12 protein-coding genes are annotated in these 18,198 nt (G+C 67.9%); 4 read left to right on the top strand and 8 right to left on the bottom strand.

Annotated elements, in window-relative coordinates:
- Nucleotides 1-2: 2 nt before the first annotated feature.
- Together UUA_RS06110 and UUA_RS06105 are read left to right on the top strand one after the other, a co-directional pair.
- Nucleotides 3-1,145 (top strand): efflux RND transporter periplasmic adaptor subunit, encoded by a 1,143-nt coding sequence (locus UUA_RS06110; RefSeq protein ID WP_008435165.1) that lies wholly within the window; start codon nucleotides 3-5, stop codon nucleotides 1,143-1,145.
- Complete coding sequence (locus tag UUA_RS06105; protein ID WP_008435163.1) at nucleotides 1,142-4,261, top strand: efflux RND transporter permease subunit; 3,120 nt, start codon at nucleotides 1,142-1,144, stop codon at nucleotides 4,259-4,261. The genes UUA_RS06110 and UUA_RS06105 overlap by 4 nt, the downstream gene beginning before the upstream one ends.
- A gap of 21 nt (nucleotides 4,262-4,282) precedes the next feature.
- Here UUA_RS06105 and UUA_RS06100 read toward each other — a convergent pair whose 3' ends face one another.
- From UUA_RS06100 to UUA_RS06080, 5 genes are read right to left on the bottom strand one after another with little or no spacing between them, the layout of a single operon-like run.
- Nucleotides 4,283-5,272, bottom strand: a complete 990-nt coding sequence (locus tag UUA_RS06100; RefSeq protein WP_008435161.1) for an N-acetylglucosamine kinase — start codon at nucleotides 5,270-5,272, stop codon at nucleotides 4,283-4,285.
- A complete protein-coding gene (locus UUA_RS06095; protein ID WP_008435159.1) occupies nucleotides 5,269-6,429 on the bottom strand; it encodes an SIS domain-containing protein in 1,161 nt (386 codons plus the stop codon). Before UUA_RS06095 ends, UUA_RS06100 begins: the two co-directional genes overlap by 4 nt.
- Nucleotides 6,416-7,705: a D-tagatose-bisphosphate aldolase, class II, non-catalytic subunit gene (locus UUA_RS06090; RefSeq protein ID WP_039953636.1), complete on the bottom strand. Its 1,290-nt coding sequence runs from the start codon at nucleotides 7,703-7,705 to the stop codon at nucleotides 6,416-6,418. The genes UUA_RS06095 and UUA_RS06090 overlap by 14 nt, the downstream gene beginning before the upstream one ends.
- Nucleotides 7,648-8,652 (bottom strand): DMT family transporter, encoded by a 1,005-nt coding sequence (locus tag UUA_RS06085; RefSeq protein ID WP_008435156.1) that lies wholly within the window; start codon nucleotides 8,650-8,652, stop codon nucleotides 7,648-7,650. Before UUA_RS06085 ends, UUA_RS06090 begins: the two co-directional genes overlap by 58 nt.
- On the bottom strand, nucleotides 8,649-10,739 hold the full coding sequence (locus UUA_RS06080; protein ID WP_235605856.1) for a glycoside hydrolase family 36 protein: 2,091 nt from the start codon (nucleotides 10,737-10,739) through the stop codon (nucleotides 8,649-8,651). Before UUA_RS06080 ends, UUA_RS06085 begins: the two co-directional genes overlap by 4 nt.
- A gap of 140 nt (nucleotides 10,740-10,879) precedes the next feature.
- On the opposite strand from UUA_RS06080, the gene UUA_RS06075 reads away from it, so the two are divergent.
- Nucleotides 10,880-12,010 (top strand): amidohydrolase family protein, encoded by a 1,131-nt coding sequence (locus UUA_RS06075; RefSeq protein ID WP_039953633.1) that lies wholly within the window; start codon nucleotides 10,880-10,882, stop codon nucleotides 12,008-12,010.
- A gap of 173 nt (nucleotides 12,011-12,183) precedes the next feature.
- Here the strand turns inward: UUA_RS06075 and UUA_RS06070 are convergent, their stop codons facing one another.
- A complete protein-coding gene (locus UUA_RS06070; protein ID WP_008435151.1) occupies nucleotides 12,184-12,960 on the bottom strand; it encodes a DeoR/GlpR family DNA-binding transcription regulator in 777 nt (258 codons plus the stop codon).
- Nucleotides 12,961-13,289: 329 nt separating this feature from the next.
- On the opposite strand from UUA_RS06070, the gene UUA_RS06065 reads away from it, so the two are divergent.
- Nucleotides 13,290-15,983, top strand: coding sequence for a TonB-dependent receptor (locus tag UUA_RS06065; RefSeq protein WP_008435149.1), 2,694 nt, complete (start codon nucleotides 13,290-13,292; stop codon nucleotides 15,981-15,983).
- A gap of 194 nt (nucleotides 15,984-16,177) precedes the next feature.
- Here UUA_RS06065 and UUA_RS06060 read toward each other — a convergent pair whose 3' ends face one another.
- Entirely contained in the window at nucleotides 16,178-16,957 is a 780-nt protein-coding gene (locus tag UUA_RS06060) for an N-acetylmuramoyl-L-alanine amidase (protein WP_008435148.1), read from the bottom strand.
- Between the two features lie 176 nt (nucleotides 16,958-17,133).
- Nucleotides 17,134-18,159, bottom strand: coding sequence for a serine hydrolase domain-containing protein (locus tag UUA_RS06055; RefSeq protein WP_008435146.1), 1,026 nt, complete (start codon nucleotides 18,157-18,159; stop codon nucleotides 17,134-17,136).
- Nucleotides 18,160-18,198 lie beyond the last annotated feature (39 nt).

The following is an 18,198-nucleotide window of genomic DNA, read 5'->3' as shown; positions in this document are numbered from 1 at the left end:
TGATGCCATGGCGTCCCGCGGCGTTCGTGTTCGCGCTGGGCGCGTTGCTTGCTGCGGCCGGCTGTTCTTCCAGGCCCGAAACGCAGCACGCTGCGGTGTCCGACACGCCGCAGAACGTGACGATGACGCCGGCGCAGCGCCAGCGCATCCATCTGTTCACCGTCGCGCCGGCCAGCTTCCATCGTGCGATCGAGACCACCGGCGTGGTGGATTTCGACAACGACCAGGCGACCAGCGTGCTGGCCCCGTTCTCCGGGTCGGTGGCGCGGCTGCTGGTGGCCCCGGGCGACAAGGTGCGCCAGGGGCAGCCGCTGGCGTTGGTGGACTCGCCCGACTTCTCCGCCGCAATCGGTGCCTATCGCAAGGCCCTGGCCAATGCGCGGAATACGCGCCGGCTGGCCGATATCGACAAGGATCTGGTGCAGCACGAAGGCGTCTCGCGGCGCGAGGCCGAGCAGGCGCAGACCGACGCCGCCAGCGCCGAAGCCGATCGGGACGCCGCGCTGCAGGCGTTGGTGGCGCTGCATGTCGACGCCGGCACGATCGAGGCGATCCAGTCCGGCGGCACGGTGGCGCGCGTGCAGGGCATCATCCGCGCGCCAGTCGCCGGCACCGTGGTGGAAAAGCTGATCACCCCCGGCCAGCTACTGCAGGCGGGCACCACGCCCTGCTTCACCGTGGCCGACCTGTCGAAGGTGTGGGTGATGGCGCAGGTGCCGGCGGCGGAGCTTGCCGGGATCCGGGTCGGTGACCCGGCGCAGGTCGAGACTGCCGCGCCGGGCGGCGAGCTGGCGGGCACGGTGGACAACATCGCCGCGGTGGTGAATCCGGACACCCGCGCGGTCGCCGCGCGCATCGTGGTGTCCAACCCGCAGGGCGTGTTGCGCAAGCAGATGTACGCGCGCGTGCGGATCCAGTCGCGCCAGGCGAGCAAGGGCTTGCTGGTTCCGGCGTCGGCACTGCTGCGCGACGACGACAACCTGCCGTTCGTCTATCTCGCCCAGCCCGACGGCAGCTTCGCGCGGCGGCACGTCACGACGGGTTCGCGCACGGGTGACGATTACCTGGTCAGCGACGGCCTGCAGCCGGGCGAGCGGATCGTGGTGGACGGCGGCATCTTCGTGCAGTTCATGCAGAACCAATGAGCGACCAGCTGCCACCCATGCCGTCGCGTGCGGCCTCGCTGATGAATCGCATCGTCGGCGCCTCGCTGGCGCAACGCTTCCTGGTCGCGCTGCTGGTGCTGGTGCTGATCGGCGCCGGCGTGCATGCGCTGCACCGCCTGCCGGTGGATGCCTACCCCGACCTGTCGCCGCCCAGCGTGGAGATCGTCACGCAGTGGCCCGGGCACACCGCCGAGGAGGTGGAGCGGCTGATCACGGTGCCGGCCGAGCGCGGCATGACCGGTATCCCGAAGACCGACAACGTCCGCTCGATCTCGCTGTACGGCCTGTCGGTGGTCACGCTGACCTTCGACATCGGCACCGACAACTATTTCGCGCGCCAGCAGGTGTTCAACCGGCTCGGCGATCTCGAACTTCCTGACGGCGTGAAGCCGTCGGTGTCGCCGCTGTCGTCGCCGTCGGGGCTGATCTACCGCTACGTGCTGCAGAGCTCCGACCGCTCGCCGATGGAGCTGAAGACCTTCGAGGACTGGGTGGTCGAGCCGCAGTACCGCGCGGTCGCCGGGGTGGCGGACGACTCCGGCTTCGGCGGCGGCACGATGCAGTACCAGGTGCTGCTCGACCCGGCCAAAATCGCCGGCGTCGGGCTGAGCGCAACGCAGGTGCAGGCGGCGCTGGCCGCCAACAACACCAACGCCGGCGGCGGCTTCTATTCGCAGGGTGGCCAGTTCTACTACGTGCGCGGCGTGGGCCGGCTGCGCACGCTGGAAGACATCGGCAACGTGGTGCTGGCGGTGCACGACGGCAACCCGGTACTGGTCAGGGACGTCGGCCGCGTGGTCATCGGCATCGCGCCGCGGCTGGGCCTGTTCGGCTACGAGAAGCAGAACGACGCGGTCGAGGGGGTGATCTCGCTGCGCACCGGCGAGAAGACCCAGGACGTGCTGAAGCGGGTCGAGGCGAAGACGCAGGAGCTCAACGAGCAGATCCTGCCGAAGGACATCAAGGTCCACCCGTTCTACGACCGCAGCGACCTGGTGACGATCACCACCCAGGTGGTCAAGGACAACCTGCTGCGCGGCATGCTGCTGGTCGTGGTGGTGCTGATCTTCTTCCTGTACGACGTGCGCGCCGGGCTGATCGTGGCGGTCACCATCCCGCTGTCCCTGCTGGTCGCCTTCATCGGGCTGGACCTGCAGGGTGCCTCGGCCAACCTGCTGTCGATCGGCGCGATCGACTTCGGCATCCTGGTCGACGCGGCGGTGGTGATGGTGGAGAACATCCATCGCCAGCTCGCCGACCGCGCGGGCACGAAGTTCAACGTCGTCGAGGTGATCCGCGACGCGGCGGCGGAGGTCGACCGCCCGCTGTTCTACGCGGTGGCGGTGATCGTGGTCAGCTTCCTGCCGATCTACGTGCTGTCCGGACCGTCCGGCACGCTGTTCAAGCCGATGGCGGACACCATGGTGTTCGCGCTGGTCGGCTCGCTTGCCGTCACGCTGACGCTGCTGCCGGTGCTGTGTTCGTGGCTGATGCGCAAGGGCGTGCGCGAGCGGCGCAACCGCGTGTTCGAGGCGATCCGCTCGGTCTATGCCCGGGGGCTGGATTTCTGTCTGGCCCGCGCATGGCTGACCACCATGGCTTCGGCGCTGCTGCTGGGCTTGTCGCTGCTGCTGGTGCCGCGCATCGGCGCGGAGTTCATGCCGCACCTGGACGAGGGCGCGCTGTGGGTGCGCGCGACCATGCCGTACACCATCTCGTTCGACGAGTCGGCGAAGATCGCGCCGCAGATCCGCGCCATCCTGCGCTCGTTCCCCGAAGTCACCACGGTCACCTCGGAGCTTGGCCGGCCCGACGACGGCACCGATCACACGGGCTTCTTCAACGTCGAGTTCTATGTCGCCCTGAAGCCGTACGCGCAGTGGAAGGGCGCGTACCACGACAAGGCCGACCTGATCGCGGCGATCAACCGCAAGCTGCAGGTCTTTCCCGGTATCAGTTTCAACTACACCCAGCCGGCCGAGGACGCGGTGGACGAGGCCGAGACCGGCCTGAAGAGCGCGCTGGCGGTGAAGGTGTTCGGCGCCGACCTGAACACGCTGCAGGCGAAGGGCAAGGCGATCAAGCACGTGCTGGAACAGGTACGCGGCATCCGCGACGTGACCCTGGTGCAGGAGCTGGGCCAGCCGAGCCTGGCCATCACCATCAACCGCGCGGCGATCGCCCGCTACGGCCTGAACGTGGACGACATCAACGGCCTGATCCGTACCGCGATCGGCGGCGACGTGGCCACCCAGGTGATCCAGGGCGAGAAGCAGTTCGACCTGGTAGTGCGGCTGGACCAGTCGTTCCGCGACAACGCCGAAGCGATCGGCAACATCCTGGTCGCCACGCCCGGCGGCCAGCAGCTGCCGCTGAAGGAGTTCGCCGATATCCGCGTGACCAGCGGCGCCTCCTTCATCTACCGGCAGGACAACTCGCGCTACATCGGCGTGCAGTTCTCGGTGGAGGGGCGCGACCTGGCCGGCGCGGTGGAGGATGCGATCGCCCAGGTCAACGCGAAGGTGAAGCTGGCGCGCGGCTACCGGCTGGACTGGGGCGGCGAGTACAAGGAATACACCGCCTCGCGCGCGCAGTTGAACCTGATCGTGCCGCTCACCGTCGGCCTGATCTTCCTGCTGCTGTTCGCGCTGTACAGCAACTTCAAGTTCCCCTTCATCACCGTGCTCGGCGTGGTGCTGTCCGCGCCGGCCGGCGGCATCATCGCGCTGTGGCTGACCGGCACGCCGTTCTCGGTGTCCTCGGGCATCGGCTTTCTCGCGCTGTTCGGCGTCTCGGTGCAGACCGCGGTGGTCTACATCTCCTACGTCAACGAGCTACGCCGCAATGGCGTCGGCGTGGCCGAGGCGATCCGCGAAGGAGCGATCCTGCGCCTGCGCCCGATCATGATGACCGCGCTGGTGGCCGCACTCGGCCTGCTGCCGGCGGCGCTGGCCACCGGCGTCGGCACCGACACGCAGCGGCCGTTCGCGCTGGTCATCGTCAGCGGCCTGTTCACCCGCCTGCTGATCAGCGTGTTCCTGATGCCGGCGCTGTACGCGATCGTGGCGCGGCCGGACGACCGCCTGGAAGTGTGAGCCGGAGAGACTGTGCCGCGGTCAACCGTGCGGGAGCGGTGGCTGAAAACCGCCGGACGCATGTTGCTCGTGTAACGGATGGCTCCCGAGCCTGGCGGCATAGAGTGCGGCACCGTAGTGGGGCACGTGCAGCGGGGGGCGCAGGTCGAAATGCGGGCTCGCGGCGGAAAGCGCTTCCCGCAGGTGGGCCAGCAGCAGCTCGCCGGCGTTGAAGGCGCCGCCGGAGTAGGAGACCGGCACGGGCTCGCCCGGTTCGAAGCGCAGCGCCAGCCGCAGCGTGTCGCAGATGCAGGCCAGCTCCCGGCCGGCGTCGCGGAAGATGTCTGCGGCCACGACATCGCCGGCCAGCGCGGCCGCGGCTACCTGGCATGACAGCTGGGCCAGTTCGCCGCGGGCGTAACCGGTGCCGCCGTAGACGTGGGCGCAGATGTCCAGGTCGTTGTCGAGCTGGAAGTGCGCGTTGAAGATGGCATGCAGCGGACCCTTGGGCAGGCGTCCGTCGCTCATGCGCGAATAGGCGTTGAGTCCGCGCATGGCGATCCAGTAGGCCGAGCCTTCGTCGGAAAATGCTTCGCCCCAGCCGCCGGCGCGCGCCGCCATGCTGCGGCGTCGGCCGTAGCCGATCGAGCCGGTGCCGGCCACGATGTTGATGCCGTCGGCGCAGGCCAGCGAGCCGGCCCAGCCGCATACCATGTCGTTGTCGCAGGCGTAGCGGTGATGGCCCAGGACCGCTGCGGGACAGGCCTGCAGCTGCGCCGTGGCGCGGCTGTCCTCGCCGTACGCGGGCAGGCCGAAGAAGGCGTAGGCGATGTCGGCCAGCGTCAGGCCGGCTGTGCCGAGCACTTCGGCCACGCCTTCGGCCAGGACGGCGCGCACGCCGTCCATGCCCACGTGGGGATGGTAGGTGGTGCCGAGCTGCGCCTCGCCCAGCAGGTGGCCGGCGCCGTCGATCAGGGCGAAGCGCGTCTTGGTGCCGCCACCGTCCACGCCGAGGTAGGCCGGCAGGTTCATGGGTTCTGCGCGTACAGGCGTACGCCCTGGACGACGCGGTTCACCACGCCGGCGGGGTTGGGATTGTCGGGGGCCACGCCCATGGCGCGCGCGCGGAGGAAGGCGTGGGTCTGCGCGATGGCGACGTAGGGCCACAGCAGGTCCAGGTCGGCGGCATCGGCCATCGCGGGTACGGCGATGCTGTCCGCGCCGGACGCGGCGCGCGGCTGTGCGCTAACCTCGATGATGCGTGCCGCGCAGCCGTCGCGGCGCAGCTCGTCCACCAGGTCCAGGTCGTAGCGCCGGGTCAGCGCGTCGTTGGATACGAAGACCATCACCAGGGTCTGCCCGTTGACGAAGGTCTTGGGACCGTGGCGGAAACCCAGCGGCGAGTCGAAGCAGGTCGCCACCGCGCCGTTGGTCAGTTCGCCCAGTTTCAGCGATGCCTCGCGGGCCAGGCCCTGCAGCAGGCCGCTGCCCAGGTAGACCACGCGGTCGTAGCGGCCGAGCGCCAGTTCGCGCAGCACCGGCAGCGATTCCCCGATGACCCGCCCGGTGGCGCCGGCAATGGCCTCGATGCGGCCGTCCATCGCGCCGGCCGGCAGCAGTGCGGCGACCACGGCGTACATCATGCAGCTGAAGCTGGAGGTCATGGCGAAGCCGACATCGTGGGTCGCGGCCGGCATGAGCAGGGTCATGGCCTCGGCGACCGGCGCCTTGCCCAGCGCGCCCCCGGCGTTGCAGATCACCACCAGGTGGCGCACCTCGCGCACCAGGGATTCGGCGAGTTCCACCGCGGCGAGGCTTTCGGGGCTGTTGCCGGAACGGCCGAAGGAGACCAGCAGCAGTGGCTGCTCCGGCTGCAGGTACAGCTGCGGGGCGCACACGATGTCGGTGGTCGGCACCGCATCGACGCGCGCGGCGAGTTGGCGGTCCAGCAGCGGCGCCACGCACTGGCCGATATAGGCAGAACTGCCGGCGCCGGTCAGGATCACCCGCGCGGCGGGGTTGTCGGCCAGGGGGGCGGCAAAGGCCCGGATCTTCGCGTGCAGCCCGGCCACCAGTGCATGGGTCTGCCGCAGCATCTGCGGCTGCTGTTCGATTTCGCGCGCGGTCCAGATCGCGCCGGTGGCGGTCAGCTCCGCCTCGGCCACGCCCAGGTGGTCAATGGAGGTCATGGTCATGGCATGCATGGTGATAGTCGTCGAGTGCGGCGCCGATATGCGCCATGGTGAGGGATAGCGGATCGCGCGTGGCGGTACCGGTGCGCAGCGCGTGCAGCGCGTGCGGCAGGAACTGGCTGATCAGCGGGATCGGCGGCGGGTCCGCGCGCAGGTTGTCGAACAGGCATTGGCGGGCTTGTTCGATCGCCGGCTCGGGCCAGTAGTAGCGGATGCGGTCGCTGAGGCTGTACTGCAGGTCGATGGCCAGCGCGTGGCCTTCGCCGTGGTAGTAGCGCCGCCAGTGGTCTGGCCGCTCGCGCATGCGTGCCAGCGCCACCTCGCGCAGGCGCGCCCGGCGCGAATCCTCGATCCACTCCCGCTCGATCGCGTCCAGCGCCCACAGCGCCTCGCGCAAGGCGAAGGTCAGGCCGGGCCCGACCTTGAGGATGGCGAAATGATCGCGCACCAGTGCGCTCAGCGCGTCGCGGGTCTGGTAGTCGGTCGAGTGCGCCTCGAACACCATGCCCGGCACACCGGCGATGGCGTCGCTCAGCCCGCGCGCTTGCGGCGGCCGGTAGTCCGCCACGTCGTGATGGTCGAATTCCACACCCGGCTGTACCACCGAGGCGATCACTCGTTGCCAGGCCGCTTCCAGCCCGGCAGCCATGAACGCCTGGCGGTGCGCCTCGATGGTGGCCAGAGCGGCCTGCGGCGTGGTCACCGCCAGGCCCTCGATGGCCTCGGTGGCGCCGCCGGGCACCGGTACCTCGGTGCCGATCACGTACACCGGCGCCTCGTCGCCGGCCTGCGCGTGGGCGGCCTCGGCGGCCCGGCACAGGCGCACCGCGCGGCGCACGATCTCGGCTTCCGGCAGTGGCTCGGGGTCGCCGCTGCAGGCCATTGAGCAGTCCAGGTGGATCTTGCGGAAGCCGGCCGCGACGTAGGCGGCCACCATCGTCTCGGCCTTGTCCATCGCGGCGTCCGCGTCCAGCGCGGTCCACGGGTTGGGGCCCAGGTGGTCGCCGCCCAGTGCGATGCGCGCACGCTCGAAGCCGACGCGATCGGCGATGGCGTGGACGAAGGCGACGAAATCGGCCGGCGTCATCCCGGTATAGCCGCCATCCTGGTTGACCTGGTTGCAGGTCGCTTCGAACAGCACGAACGCCTGGCCGGTGCGCTGTGCGTGACGCAGGCTGGCTTCGATGACGAGGGGGTGCGCCGAACAGATCGAGGTCACGCCGCTGGCGTGCCCTTGCCTGTGTCGTGCGATGAGGTCGAGCAGGACATGCATGGGAGGGGAGTCCGTTCGGGGGAGGGAGAAGGGGAAGGCGGATCGCGCTCCGGCTCGAGCACCAGCAGCAGGGAGGCGACCAGGGCCATGACCAGGCCGACCATTTTCAGCGGGCCCGGCACGACGCTGGCGAAGATCAGCGACAGCGCGGCGGTCACCAGCGGCGCGCCGGCGTTGGTCAGCGGCGCGACGATGATCGCCTTGCCGTGGCGGAAGGCGTAGACCAGGGTCAACGCGCCGACGGCGTTGAGCAGCTGGATCGCGGCGGTCATCCACGGCCCGTCGAGGCCGGTGTTGACTGGCTGCGTCCAGTCGGTCATGGCCAGTGCCACCGGCACCAGCAGCAGCGCGCCCACGGTCATGTAGAAGAAGATGCTCTCGGCGCGCACCGTGTGGTTGGCCAGGCGCATGAAGTAGGCCTGCACGCCCCACGCAAGCATGATCAGCAGCGACTGCAGGAACCAGCCGAGGCCGCCGCTTGCGCCGCGGCCGAAGGACAGGTCCAGCATCGGCAGCGCCAGCAGCGCCAGCACGATGCCCAGCGTGCCCATACGGCCCGTGCGTTCGCGCAGGAACAGGTAGGACAGCGCAATGGTGACCACCGGCGACAGCGAGATGATCGGGAACACGAAGTAGGCCGGGCCGATGGTCAGCGTGTGGAACAGCAGCATCTGCCCGCCCGCGCCGAGCAGGCCGATGGTCATGCCGTATGCGACCGCACGCGGCGAATGCTCCAGCGCCCAGCCGCCGCGCCACAGGATGAACAGCGCCGGCGGGATCATGGTCAGCGCCCACACGCCGTACACCAGTGTCTCGGGGAAGCCGTGCGCGGACGACAGCGGCGACAGCGCGCCCCACACGCCCCACAGCGCGACGGTGGTGATGGCGAAGGCCAGCCAGGGGCGGCGGCGCGGCGCGGCGCCGGTGCTGGTCGCTGCGATGCTCATGCCTGTGCCGCCAGTGGCGTGGCCTGCAGCAGCACGAAGCGCTTGAACGCAACGTGCAGCGTCGGATCGCCGGCATCCACCTCGCCCAGCTCGACCTGGTTGAACAGGTCGCGCACGCGGTGGCGGCCGGCGGGCAGCCCGCGCAGCTGCAGCGCGCCGTCGAAGTGGTCGGCGTAGAAGGCGTAGTACATCGCGCCGTCCTTGGCGATGGCGTGCGCCTCGGGCCGATCGAAGCCGATGTCGTACAGCGTGCCCAGGTATTCGCCCTTGGGCAGCATGTGCCGTTGGTACAGCGCCACCCACTTGCGCCAGAGCGCCTCCTTTTCCGCGGTGAGCTTGTAGCCGCCCGGCGGCAGGGGTTCGGCAGGGTGGTCGGTGTCTTTCGGCCAGGTGAACTTGGAGGAGACCACCGCACCGATGCCGACGGTGGAGGCGAAGTCGTCGCCGTGGTCGGACAGTTCCACGTGGTCGCCGGCGTAGCTGCTGCGCGACGCCATCAGCGCCTTCATCGTCTTGCCCTTGCTGCGCACCTGCCATGAGGACAGCGGATCGGACGCGGGGTACTGGTCGGTGGCCGGCAGGTTGTGGAAGGCGAACACGGTGCCGCAGGGGCACAGTTCGACCACCGCCTGCGGGTTGGCCTCGTGCACCGCCTGATGGATGGCGCTCCAGAACGCGGCCAGGCCCTCGACGGATTCCTCGGGGCGGGCATGCTTGTGCGCGGGGTTGTAGCAGGGCGCCACGGCGTTGAGGTGCTGGCCGTCGAACTTGATGCCCTCGAAACCCCAGTCGCCGATGATCTTCTTCACCAGCGCCACGTAGTAGTCGACGGTGGGCCGGTAGGCCGGGCATTGCGTCAGCGCGTTCCACCAGGTGATGGTCTGGAAGGCGCCGTGCTTGTCCAGCAGCAGCATGTCCGCGTGGTCGTGCAGTATGTCGCTGCCCGGGTCGGCCGCCAGCGGCGCCAGCCACAGGCGCGGGTGCATGCCGTGGCTGCGCACCGTCGCGGTGAAGGCGCGCATGTCGGCGTCGCCGCGCGGGAACTTGTGCGTGTCGATCCGCCAGTCGCCTTCGTTGGTCTGCCAGCCGTCGTCCAGCACCACCCAGCCGAAGCCCAGGTCGCGGGCCTTGGGCACGGTGTCCAGGATCTGCCTGACGCTGAAGTCGCGCCCGTAGCCCCACGTGCACCAGACCGGCGCGAAAGCAGAGGCCGGCGCTTCCGGCGCCACGAGGCCGTCGGCCTGCATGAACTGCCGGTATTGCTGCAGTGGCGCGAAGTAGTCGCCGGTGTGCACGGCCAGCAAGGTGCGTTCGGTGGTCAGGGTCTGGCCCGGGGCCAGGGTGGACACCTGCGGTGATTCGACCGCGATATGCGCGCCGCCGGCGGTCTTGCGCACCGGCAGGTTCAGCTGGCGCACCACCGGTTCCACATGGCCGACGGCCAGGCCGACGTCGCGGCGCCAGATGTCGGCCATCGGGATGCCGCCGCCGTAGTCGGACGAGTCCATGCCCAGCGTGTTGCGCTGGTTGAAGCCGGCGCCCAGCGGCAGCACCCAGTCGCGGCGGTCGGTGTGGGTCGCGCCGGCGAAGCTCCAGAACCCGCCGGGCGCATCGGCCAGCTCGTGCGCGGCGTTGCGCCAGCCGGTGACCTGCAATGGCGCATCGCCGAGGTTGCGGTAGCGGGTCTGCAGTACCGCGAAGCCGGGCAGGCTGTCGAAGAACGTAACCGTCACTTCCTTCTCGAGCTGGCGGCTGGAGCGACCGGTGGCGATCGTCTGGTGGCCGGCGCCGTGGCGCGCGTCCGTGACCGGCTGTTCCCGCTGGCCGCTGAGGGTGAAGTCCTCGACCGCGCCGTCGGCCAGCAGCAGGCTTTCGCTGGGCTGGTAGGGTGTCAGCGGCTTGCCGTGGGCCACCAGGCGGGTGTGCAGGTTGTGGTCGAAGGCGATCGCAAGCACCGCATCCCGGGCTACCGCACTGTCGCTGCCACCCTTGCTGCCGCTCTTGCCGGTTCGGAACGGGGCTGCCAGCGCCTTCGGCAGAACGGCCCAGGCCGCGCCGCCTATCACGCTGCCAGCAACAAGCTTCAATACAGTGCGTCGTCCAATGGGGGGCATGGCGGTGTCCAGCCGGGGGGTTGTTCCGATTCTGCGTCAGTTCCAGCTATTGATGCAAGCGTTTCGTTTCGATATGGTGCGATATAGTTTCGTTATACATTCGTGGTGATGCGATGAGCAGAGTTATTCGCTGCATGATGATGAGTGCGGTCGCGCTGGCGGCTGCGCTTTCCGTTGCTGCCACGCCGCTTCCGCAGCAAGCGGCGGGTACTGCCGCTGCTTCGGACAGCTACTCCATGGCGGACTTCGCCCGCGTGCGCAAGTACGACGCCCACGTCCACGCCAACGCGCCGGGTACGGCGTTTCTCGAACAGGCACGCGCGGACGGCTTCGAGTTGCTGTCGATCAACGTCGACTATCCCGATTTCCCCAGCGTGGCCCGGCAGCACGAGCTCGCTCTGGCCTTCGCCGCGAAGGACCCGGTGCATTTCCACTGGGCCACCACCTTCTCGATGAAGGGCTTCGGGACGCCGGGCTGGACCGAGCGCGTCAACGCGGGCGTGGCTCGCGACGTGGCGAAGGGTGCGCTCGCGGTGAAGATCTGGAAGAACGTGGGCCTGGTGGAGAAGGACGCCAAAGGCAAGCTGATCATGCTCGACGACCCGGGCCTGGCACCTGTGGCCGAAAAGATTCGCTCGCTTGGCGTGGCCCTGATCGACCACCAGGGTGAGCCGCGCAACTGCTGGCTGCCGCTGGACCAGATGACCACCGACAACGACCGCGAGTACTTCAGCAAGCACCCGGAGTACTACATGTACCTGCACCCGGACATGCCGGGTTACGAGGACTTGATGGCCGCGCGCGACCGCTTCGTGGCCAAGCATCCGAAGCTGCGCTTCGTCGGCGCGCACCTGGCCAGCCTGGAATACGACGTCGACCGCATCGCCGCGTTTCTCGACCGCTTCCCCAACGCGACCGTCGACATGGCCGCGCGCATGAGCCAGGTGCAGTACCAGTCGGTGCGGGATCGCGAAAAGGTGCGGAATTTCTTCATCCGCTACCAGGACCGCGTGCTGTACGGCACCGACCTGACCTTCACGGCAGATGCCGATCCTGCGCAATTCAGGCGCGAGGCGCACGCCGTGTGGGGCTCCGACTGGCGCTATCTGGCCACCGGTGAAACCCAGCGGGTGGACATGATCCATGCCGACGTGGCGGGTCTTGCCCTGCCGCGCGCCGTGATCGACAAGATCTACTACGCCAACGCCAGGCGTGTCTTCGCCGTGCCCAGACCGGCCGGCTGAGGATGGGTCCTAGGAGCGAGGGCGGCGGCAACACAAGCGGCTGCGGCTGCGCCGTTTTGGCCATCTTCCGCGCCGGTTTTTGGCCCATAGAACCACTATGGGCCGGCAAACCGTCACGCCAGCTGGCTCAAAACGGCTTTGCCTCGCCTGCTTGGTTGCTACCGCCCACGCTCCTAGGCCAGTTGCAACTCGAAACCGAGTTGATGGCTGGCCTGGATGATGTCCTCCGTTGCGCCCGTGTCCGTGATCAGCATGTTCAACGCACTGACCGGAATGATGCGATGCAGGCAGATCTTGCCGAACTTCGAGCTGTCCGTGATGGCGATGACCTGGCGCGAGGCCTCCACCATCTTGCGGTTGAGCAGCGCCTCGGGCTCGTAATGGGTGGTGATGCCGCGCTCCAGGTCGAATCCGTCCACGCCGAGGAACAGCTTGTCCACGTGCAGCGCGTCCAGCGCCTCGACGGTCAGCCCGCCGTAGAACGCCATGTTGCGGCGTCGCAGTTCGCCGCCGAGCATGACCAGCGTGATGCTGTTCTTGGGGGCGAGCGCGACCAGCACGCCGAAGTCGTTGGTGACCACGGTGATATCGATGTCCGGCAACGCTTCGGCCAGCTGGATGCCGGTGGTGCCCGAGTCGATGACGACCGTGTCGCCGGGCTTGATCAACGCCGCGGCGCGTACGCCGATACGGCGTTTTTCGTCCAGGTGGGTGAATTTCGCCTCGTAGTTGGGTTCGGTCAGAACACCACCCACCACGCCGCTGTCGATCGCCCCACCATAAGCCCTTGCCATGACCCCGCGTTCGGCCAGATAGCGCAGATCTTTGCGCACGGTCTGCGCACTCACGCCGAAGCGGAGGGCAAGGCTGGCGACTTGAACACTACCGTGCTGGCGGACGAGTTCGCTGATCTGGAGGCGTCGCTGGCTGGTATCGCGGGTGGCGGCCATGGGGGCTCCTGCGGGTGCGCGTGATTATGCCGTATTTCGTTGTATTTCGCTATTGATGCGAAACGAAACATGATATAGGCTCGATTTCGTTGTTTATGTGACAGGTCCGCCATCCAGCCCGGAGGAGAGAGCCAGTGAATGCCGCGCCCCTACACCGAAACACACTGTATTTTGGAGTTGCGCTTGCCCTGCTGATGCCTGCGACGGGCTTGTCCCAAACCACGTCGGACAGCGCGCCGGCGGCCCAGGAATCGCAAGCACCGCAGTCCGATCAAACAACTCAATCGCCGATATCGCAAGCCGACGAAACGGCAAAAAAGCGCGGCAACGTGACCGAACTGGGAACGGTGACGGTCACCGGTGTGCGTGGCAGCCTGGCGCGCTCGGCCGAACTGAAGCGCGACGCCACCACCGTGCAGGACTCGATCAGCGCGCTCGAGCTGGGCAGGTTTCCCGACGACAACGTGGCCGACTCCCTCAGCCACATCACCGGCGTGGCCATCTCGCGCACGGCTGGCGGCGAGGGACAGAAGGTCAGCGTGCGCGGCCTGGGCCCGGACTACACGCTGACCACGTTCAACGGGCGCATCCTGGCCACCGACGGCGCCGGCCGCGACTTCGCTTTCGATGTATTGCCGGCCGACGTGATCAGCGGCGCCGACGTGATCAAGGGCGCCCAGGCCTCGCTGACCGAAGGCGCCATCGGCGGCCTGATCAACCTGCGTTCGGCCAGCCCGTTCGACCAGAAGGGCCAGCACGGCATCGTGCGCCTGGAAGGCGACCGCAACCAGATGTCCGAACTCAACGGGCGCAAGTTCTCGGCCACCTACAGCAACACCTTCTTCAACGACACGCTGGGCATCCTGCTGGGCGTGGTCCGCGCCGACCGCAAGGATCGCACCGACGTGGCCGGCAACGACGGCGGCTGGACGCGCAACCCCGACCCCAACGATCCCAACTGGTGGGGCAACGCCTGGGGCGGCAACATCGACCCCAACGGCAACGGCGTGCTGGACCCGGACGAATACGGCCTGATCGGCCCGGGCCAGTTCCGCGTCGGTTCGATCATGGAAGACAAGAAACGCCGCGCCTACTCCGGCAAGATCGAATGGCATCCCAGCGACGATGTGCGCATCGTGGTGGATGGGCTGAAGACCCGCCTGAACTCCCCGCAGGTGTCCTACCAGCAGTCCTACTATCCGCTGTTCGCGCCGGGCCGCTGGTCCAACATGACCGTGCAGAACGGCATCGTCACCGGCTTCACCATGGACAACCCGGATCCATCGCTGCGGCTGAATCCGGAGTTGCTGAACCAGACCCAGTACCGCGTGGTCGACACCGACCTCTACGGCATCAACGGCGAATGGAAGGTCACGCCCGCCCTGACCCTGACCGGCGACCTGTACCGCTCGACCTCCAGTCGGCATTCCGGCGGCCAGGACAGCTACGTCGTCCTGCGCATGAACCAGCCCAACATCGCGCGCATCACGCTGGGCCCGAACGCGGTGCCCAATGTCGACGTCCGCTTCAACGACGGCCGCGACCTTGCCACCGGCCTTGCCAACAACCAGTTCACCGCGTCGGACTTCAATACCCACTACATGGAGCTGAGCGGCGACAACATCGACGACAAGATCACCGGCGGCACCGTGGCCGGCAAGCTGGTCGTCGGTCGCTGGGGCGTGGACCTGCTGCGCTTCGGCGTGACCCGGACCGATCGCAGGAAGTCGCGCGACCTGGTCAACAACACCCTCAACGGCGGCGCCGACTACTATTCCGAGGCCAACGCCATCAACGTGGCCGACCTGGGCGGTGGGGTGCTCTCGCACAATTTCCATCTGCCAAACTTCATGAGCGACGTGGACAGCAACTTCCCGCGCAGCTTCCTGGCCTTCGACGTGCCCAACTACCTGGCCCAGCTGCAGGCCTACAACGGCCACCTGCGTCCGGACGGCACCCCCTACGACTACGCCATGGCCGCGCCCGCGTGGAATCCGCTGCAGAGCTACCGGGTCAGCGAAAAGACCAATGCCTTCTATGTGGAAGCCGACATGTCCGGCGACCGCTGGGACGGCAACATCGGCGCGCGCCTGGTCAAGACGCGCACCAGTGCCCAGGCCTGGGACGCGAAGATCCTCAGCATCACCGAGAACGGCCCGTTCAACTACACGGCCAAGTACGCTGCGCCGACTCCGATCACCGAGGACGCCAATTACACCTACCTGCTGCCGTCGGCGAATTTCACCTGGCATTTCACCGACGAGCTGCAGCTGCGTGCGGGCGTCGCCAAGACCATGGCGCGTCCGGCGGTGGACACGCTGGCGCCGACCAACACCACCGAGAGCGTGTCGTGGGGCGAGTTCACCCAAGTCTATGGTGGCAACGTGAACCTGAAGCCCTACACCGCCACCCAGGGCGACCTGTCGCTGGAGTGGTACTTCGCGGACCACTCCATCGCCAACGTGGCCGTGTTCGAGAAGCGCATCAAGAACCAGATCACCACCAGCTTCGAGCCGGGCCAGGACATCGGCGTGCCGGGCTACCTGTTCAACGTGGTGCGCCCGATCAACGGCGACCACGCCAAGGTCCGCGGCCTCGAACTGGGCCTCCAGCATTTCTGGGAGAACGGCTTCGGCGTGCGTGCCCAGTACACCCGCAACTTGTCGCGCAGCTGGGTGAACGGCGAGAAGCGCCCGCTCGAGGGCATCGCCCCGGCGACCTATTCACTGGGCGTGATGTACGAAAAGGGCAAATGGTCGCTGGGCGTGAATGCCGACCACACCGACGGCTTCGTCAAGGCGGTCAACGTGCTGGGTACCGGCTACAACGAACTGGCCGATTCGCTCACCTGGCTGACCGCACACGTGTCCTACAGGGTCAACGACATGCTCAGCTTCACCCTCGACGGGCAGAACCTGCTGGACGACCCGCAGACCTACAGCATCAATGGCAATCCGTTGCTGTCGGATGGCTATTTCCGGTATGGCCGGTCCGTCAATCTGGGCGTGAACCTGCGGTTCTAGATCGGCGGGGAATTTTCCGGCACGGAAGATTCCCGCGTGACTCAAGCGGTGCTCGGCTTCGCACGTCCGCATGGGCGAGTTGCCGGGATGAGGTTGTGGCTTGGGGGCGCGCCCGGCGCCGGCAATGCGGCAGCGCACATACTGGCCGCGTCATGCCTGTGCACACCGTCTTGAAGTGCGAATGCTCCGTTCGATCAGCCGCCGCCCACGATCTGCTGCGCCAGGTTGTAAAGGATGCGCAGGTCCTCGTCATCCAGCGTGTCGCCCTGCATGCCGCGGAAGTGATGGTGGAACGCGCGCACCGCGGCGGTGCGGTCGTCCAGCGGGTAGCCGACCAGGCCCAGCGCCATCCATGGGTCGAAGCCGGCGGGCGGGTCGACCAGTTCGCCCTGCGGCCAGCGGCCGTAGCCGGCGGCGGCAAGCTGCTGCCACGGGAACAGCGGGCCGGGGTCGTCCTTGCGGCCGGGGGCGAGATCCTCGTGGCCGATGATCTGGGTGGGCGGGATGTGCAGCCGCGTGGTGAGGTCGGAGAGCAGACGCAGCAGGCTGTCGATCTGCGGCTGGGCGAACGGCGTGGCGCCGTCGTTGTCCAGCTCGATGCCGATCGAGGCGGAGTTGAGATCGGTGACGGTGCCCCAGCGCCCCGGGCCGGCCTGCCAGGCGCGCCACTGGTCGGGCACCAGCTGGTAGATGTGGCCGTCGGCGCCGACCAGGTAGTGCGCGCTGACCGGGCCCATGCTGTTGCTCGAGCGCAGGGTGTCCAGGCTCTGCTGCACCGACTGCTGCTGGGTGTAGTGCAGCACGATCAGCACCGGCCGGCGGATGTCGTAATTCGGCGACGGTACCCAGGTCGCCAGCGGGTTGCGCGGCGGCAGCGGCGCGCAGGCGGCGAGCAGGGCGAGCAGAAGCAGCAGGCCAATGATGCGCAGCAGGCGGGATGCGGGAAGTGTCAGGCACATGGCGGTGGGCTTCATGGCTCGTCATTCCGGCGAACGCTGGAATCCAGTCGGGTGACTCGTGCGAAGTACTCAAAATCCATTTCGTGTGCTTCGCACGCATATATCACTGGATGACCAGCCTACGACTGTTGAAATGCGTCTCCGGCTTTCGCTGGAATGACGGTGAGGATGGGCGAAAGTGATGGCAGCGGTCAATGCAGGTAGGGCTGGGCAATCGCCAGCGCGGTGCGGTACGGCTCCGGATCGTTGCGATTGCTGAGCAGGATCACCGTGAGGCGCTGCTGCGGCCAGCGCACGATCACGTTGCGGAAGCCGATGCTCTCGCCGGAGTGCCACAGCGTGTCGCCGGTGATGCGCCAGCCGTAGCCGTAGCTGGCCTCGTACGGCTCGCCGGTGACCTTCATGTGCGGGCTGAAGGCGAGCCGGCGCGAGGCGGCGCTGAGCAGGCGGTCGTCGTAAAGCGCGGCGTCCCACTTGGCCAGGTCGTCGATCGAGGAGTAGATGCCCCCGTCGCCGCGGGTGGCGCTGGTGACGCTCTGGTCGGTGCGCGTCCACTGGCCGTGCTCCTCGCTGTAGCCGTAGGCGCGGTTCGCCACTTCCGGCCCCTTGCCGTGTTCGTAGAGTAGGGTGTGGTCCATGTGCAGCGGCCGGAAGATGCGCTGCTCCAGGTACAGCGGCAGGCTCATGCCGGAGGCACGTTCCGCCACCAGGCCGAGCAGTACGTAGCCGGAGTTGCTGTAGCGGTACGCGCTGCCCGGCGCGAAATAGATCTTCGGCGTGGCGGAGAGCAGGCGTAGCGCGTCGTCGTCGCTGACCTGGGCGGTGGTGCCTGGAGGGATCAGGTCCTCGTAGTCGACCAGGCCGCCGGTGTGGTCGAGCAGCTGACGCAGCGTGACCGCGGCCGTCGTCTGCGGCAGCGTGGGCAGCCAGCGGCGCACCGGGTCGTCCAGGTGGAGGTGGCCGTCCTCGGCCAGCAGCAGGATCGCCGCGGCGGTGAACTGCTTGCTCACCGAGGCGAGCCGGTAGTTGGTGGTCGGCGTGGCGCGCTCGCCGTCTTCGAGGTTGGCCAGGCCGTAACCGCGACGCACGATCGGTTTGCCGTCCTTGAGCACCAGCAGCGAGGCGCCGGGTACATCGCCGGCGTAGCGCTGCATCAGCGTGTCGGTAGCGTCGACCGGCCTGGCGCCGGAGGCGCAGCCGCCGAGCAGCAGGGTCATGGCGAAGACGGCAGATCTCTTGAACACGGCAACACTCCC

Source organism: Rhodanobacter thiooxydans LCS2 (assembly GCF_000264375.1).
Lineage (GTDB): Bacteria > Pseudomonadota > Gammaproteobacteria > Xanthomonadales > Rhodanobacteraceae > Rhodanobacter > Rhodanobacter thiooxydans.
Note: the sequence above shows the minus strand (reverse complement) of the source record. Positions and strands in the feature narration are given on the sequence as shown.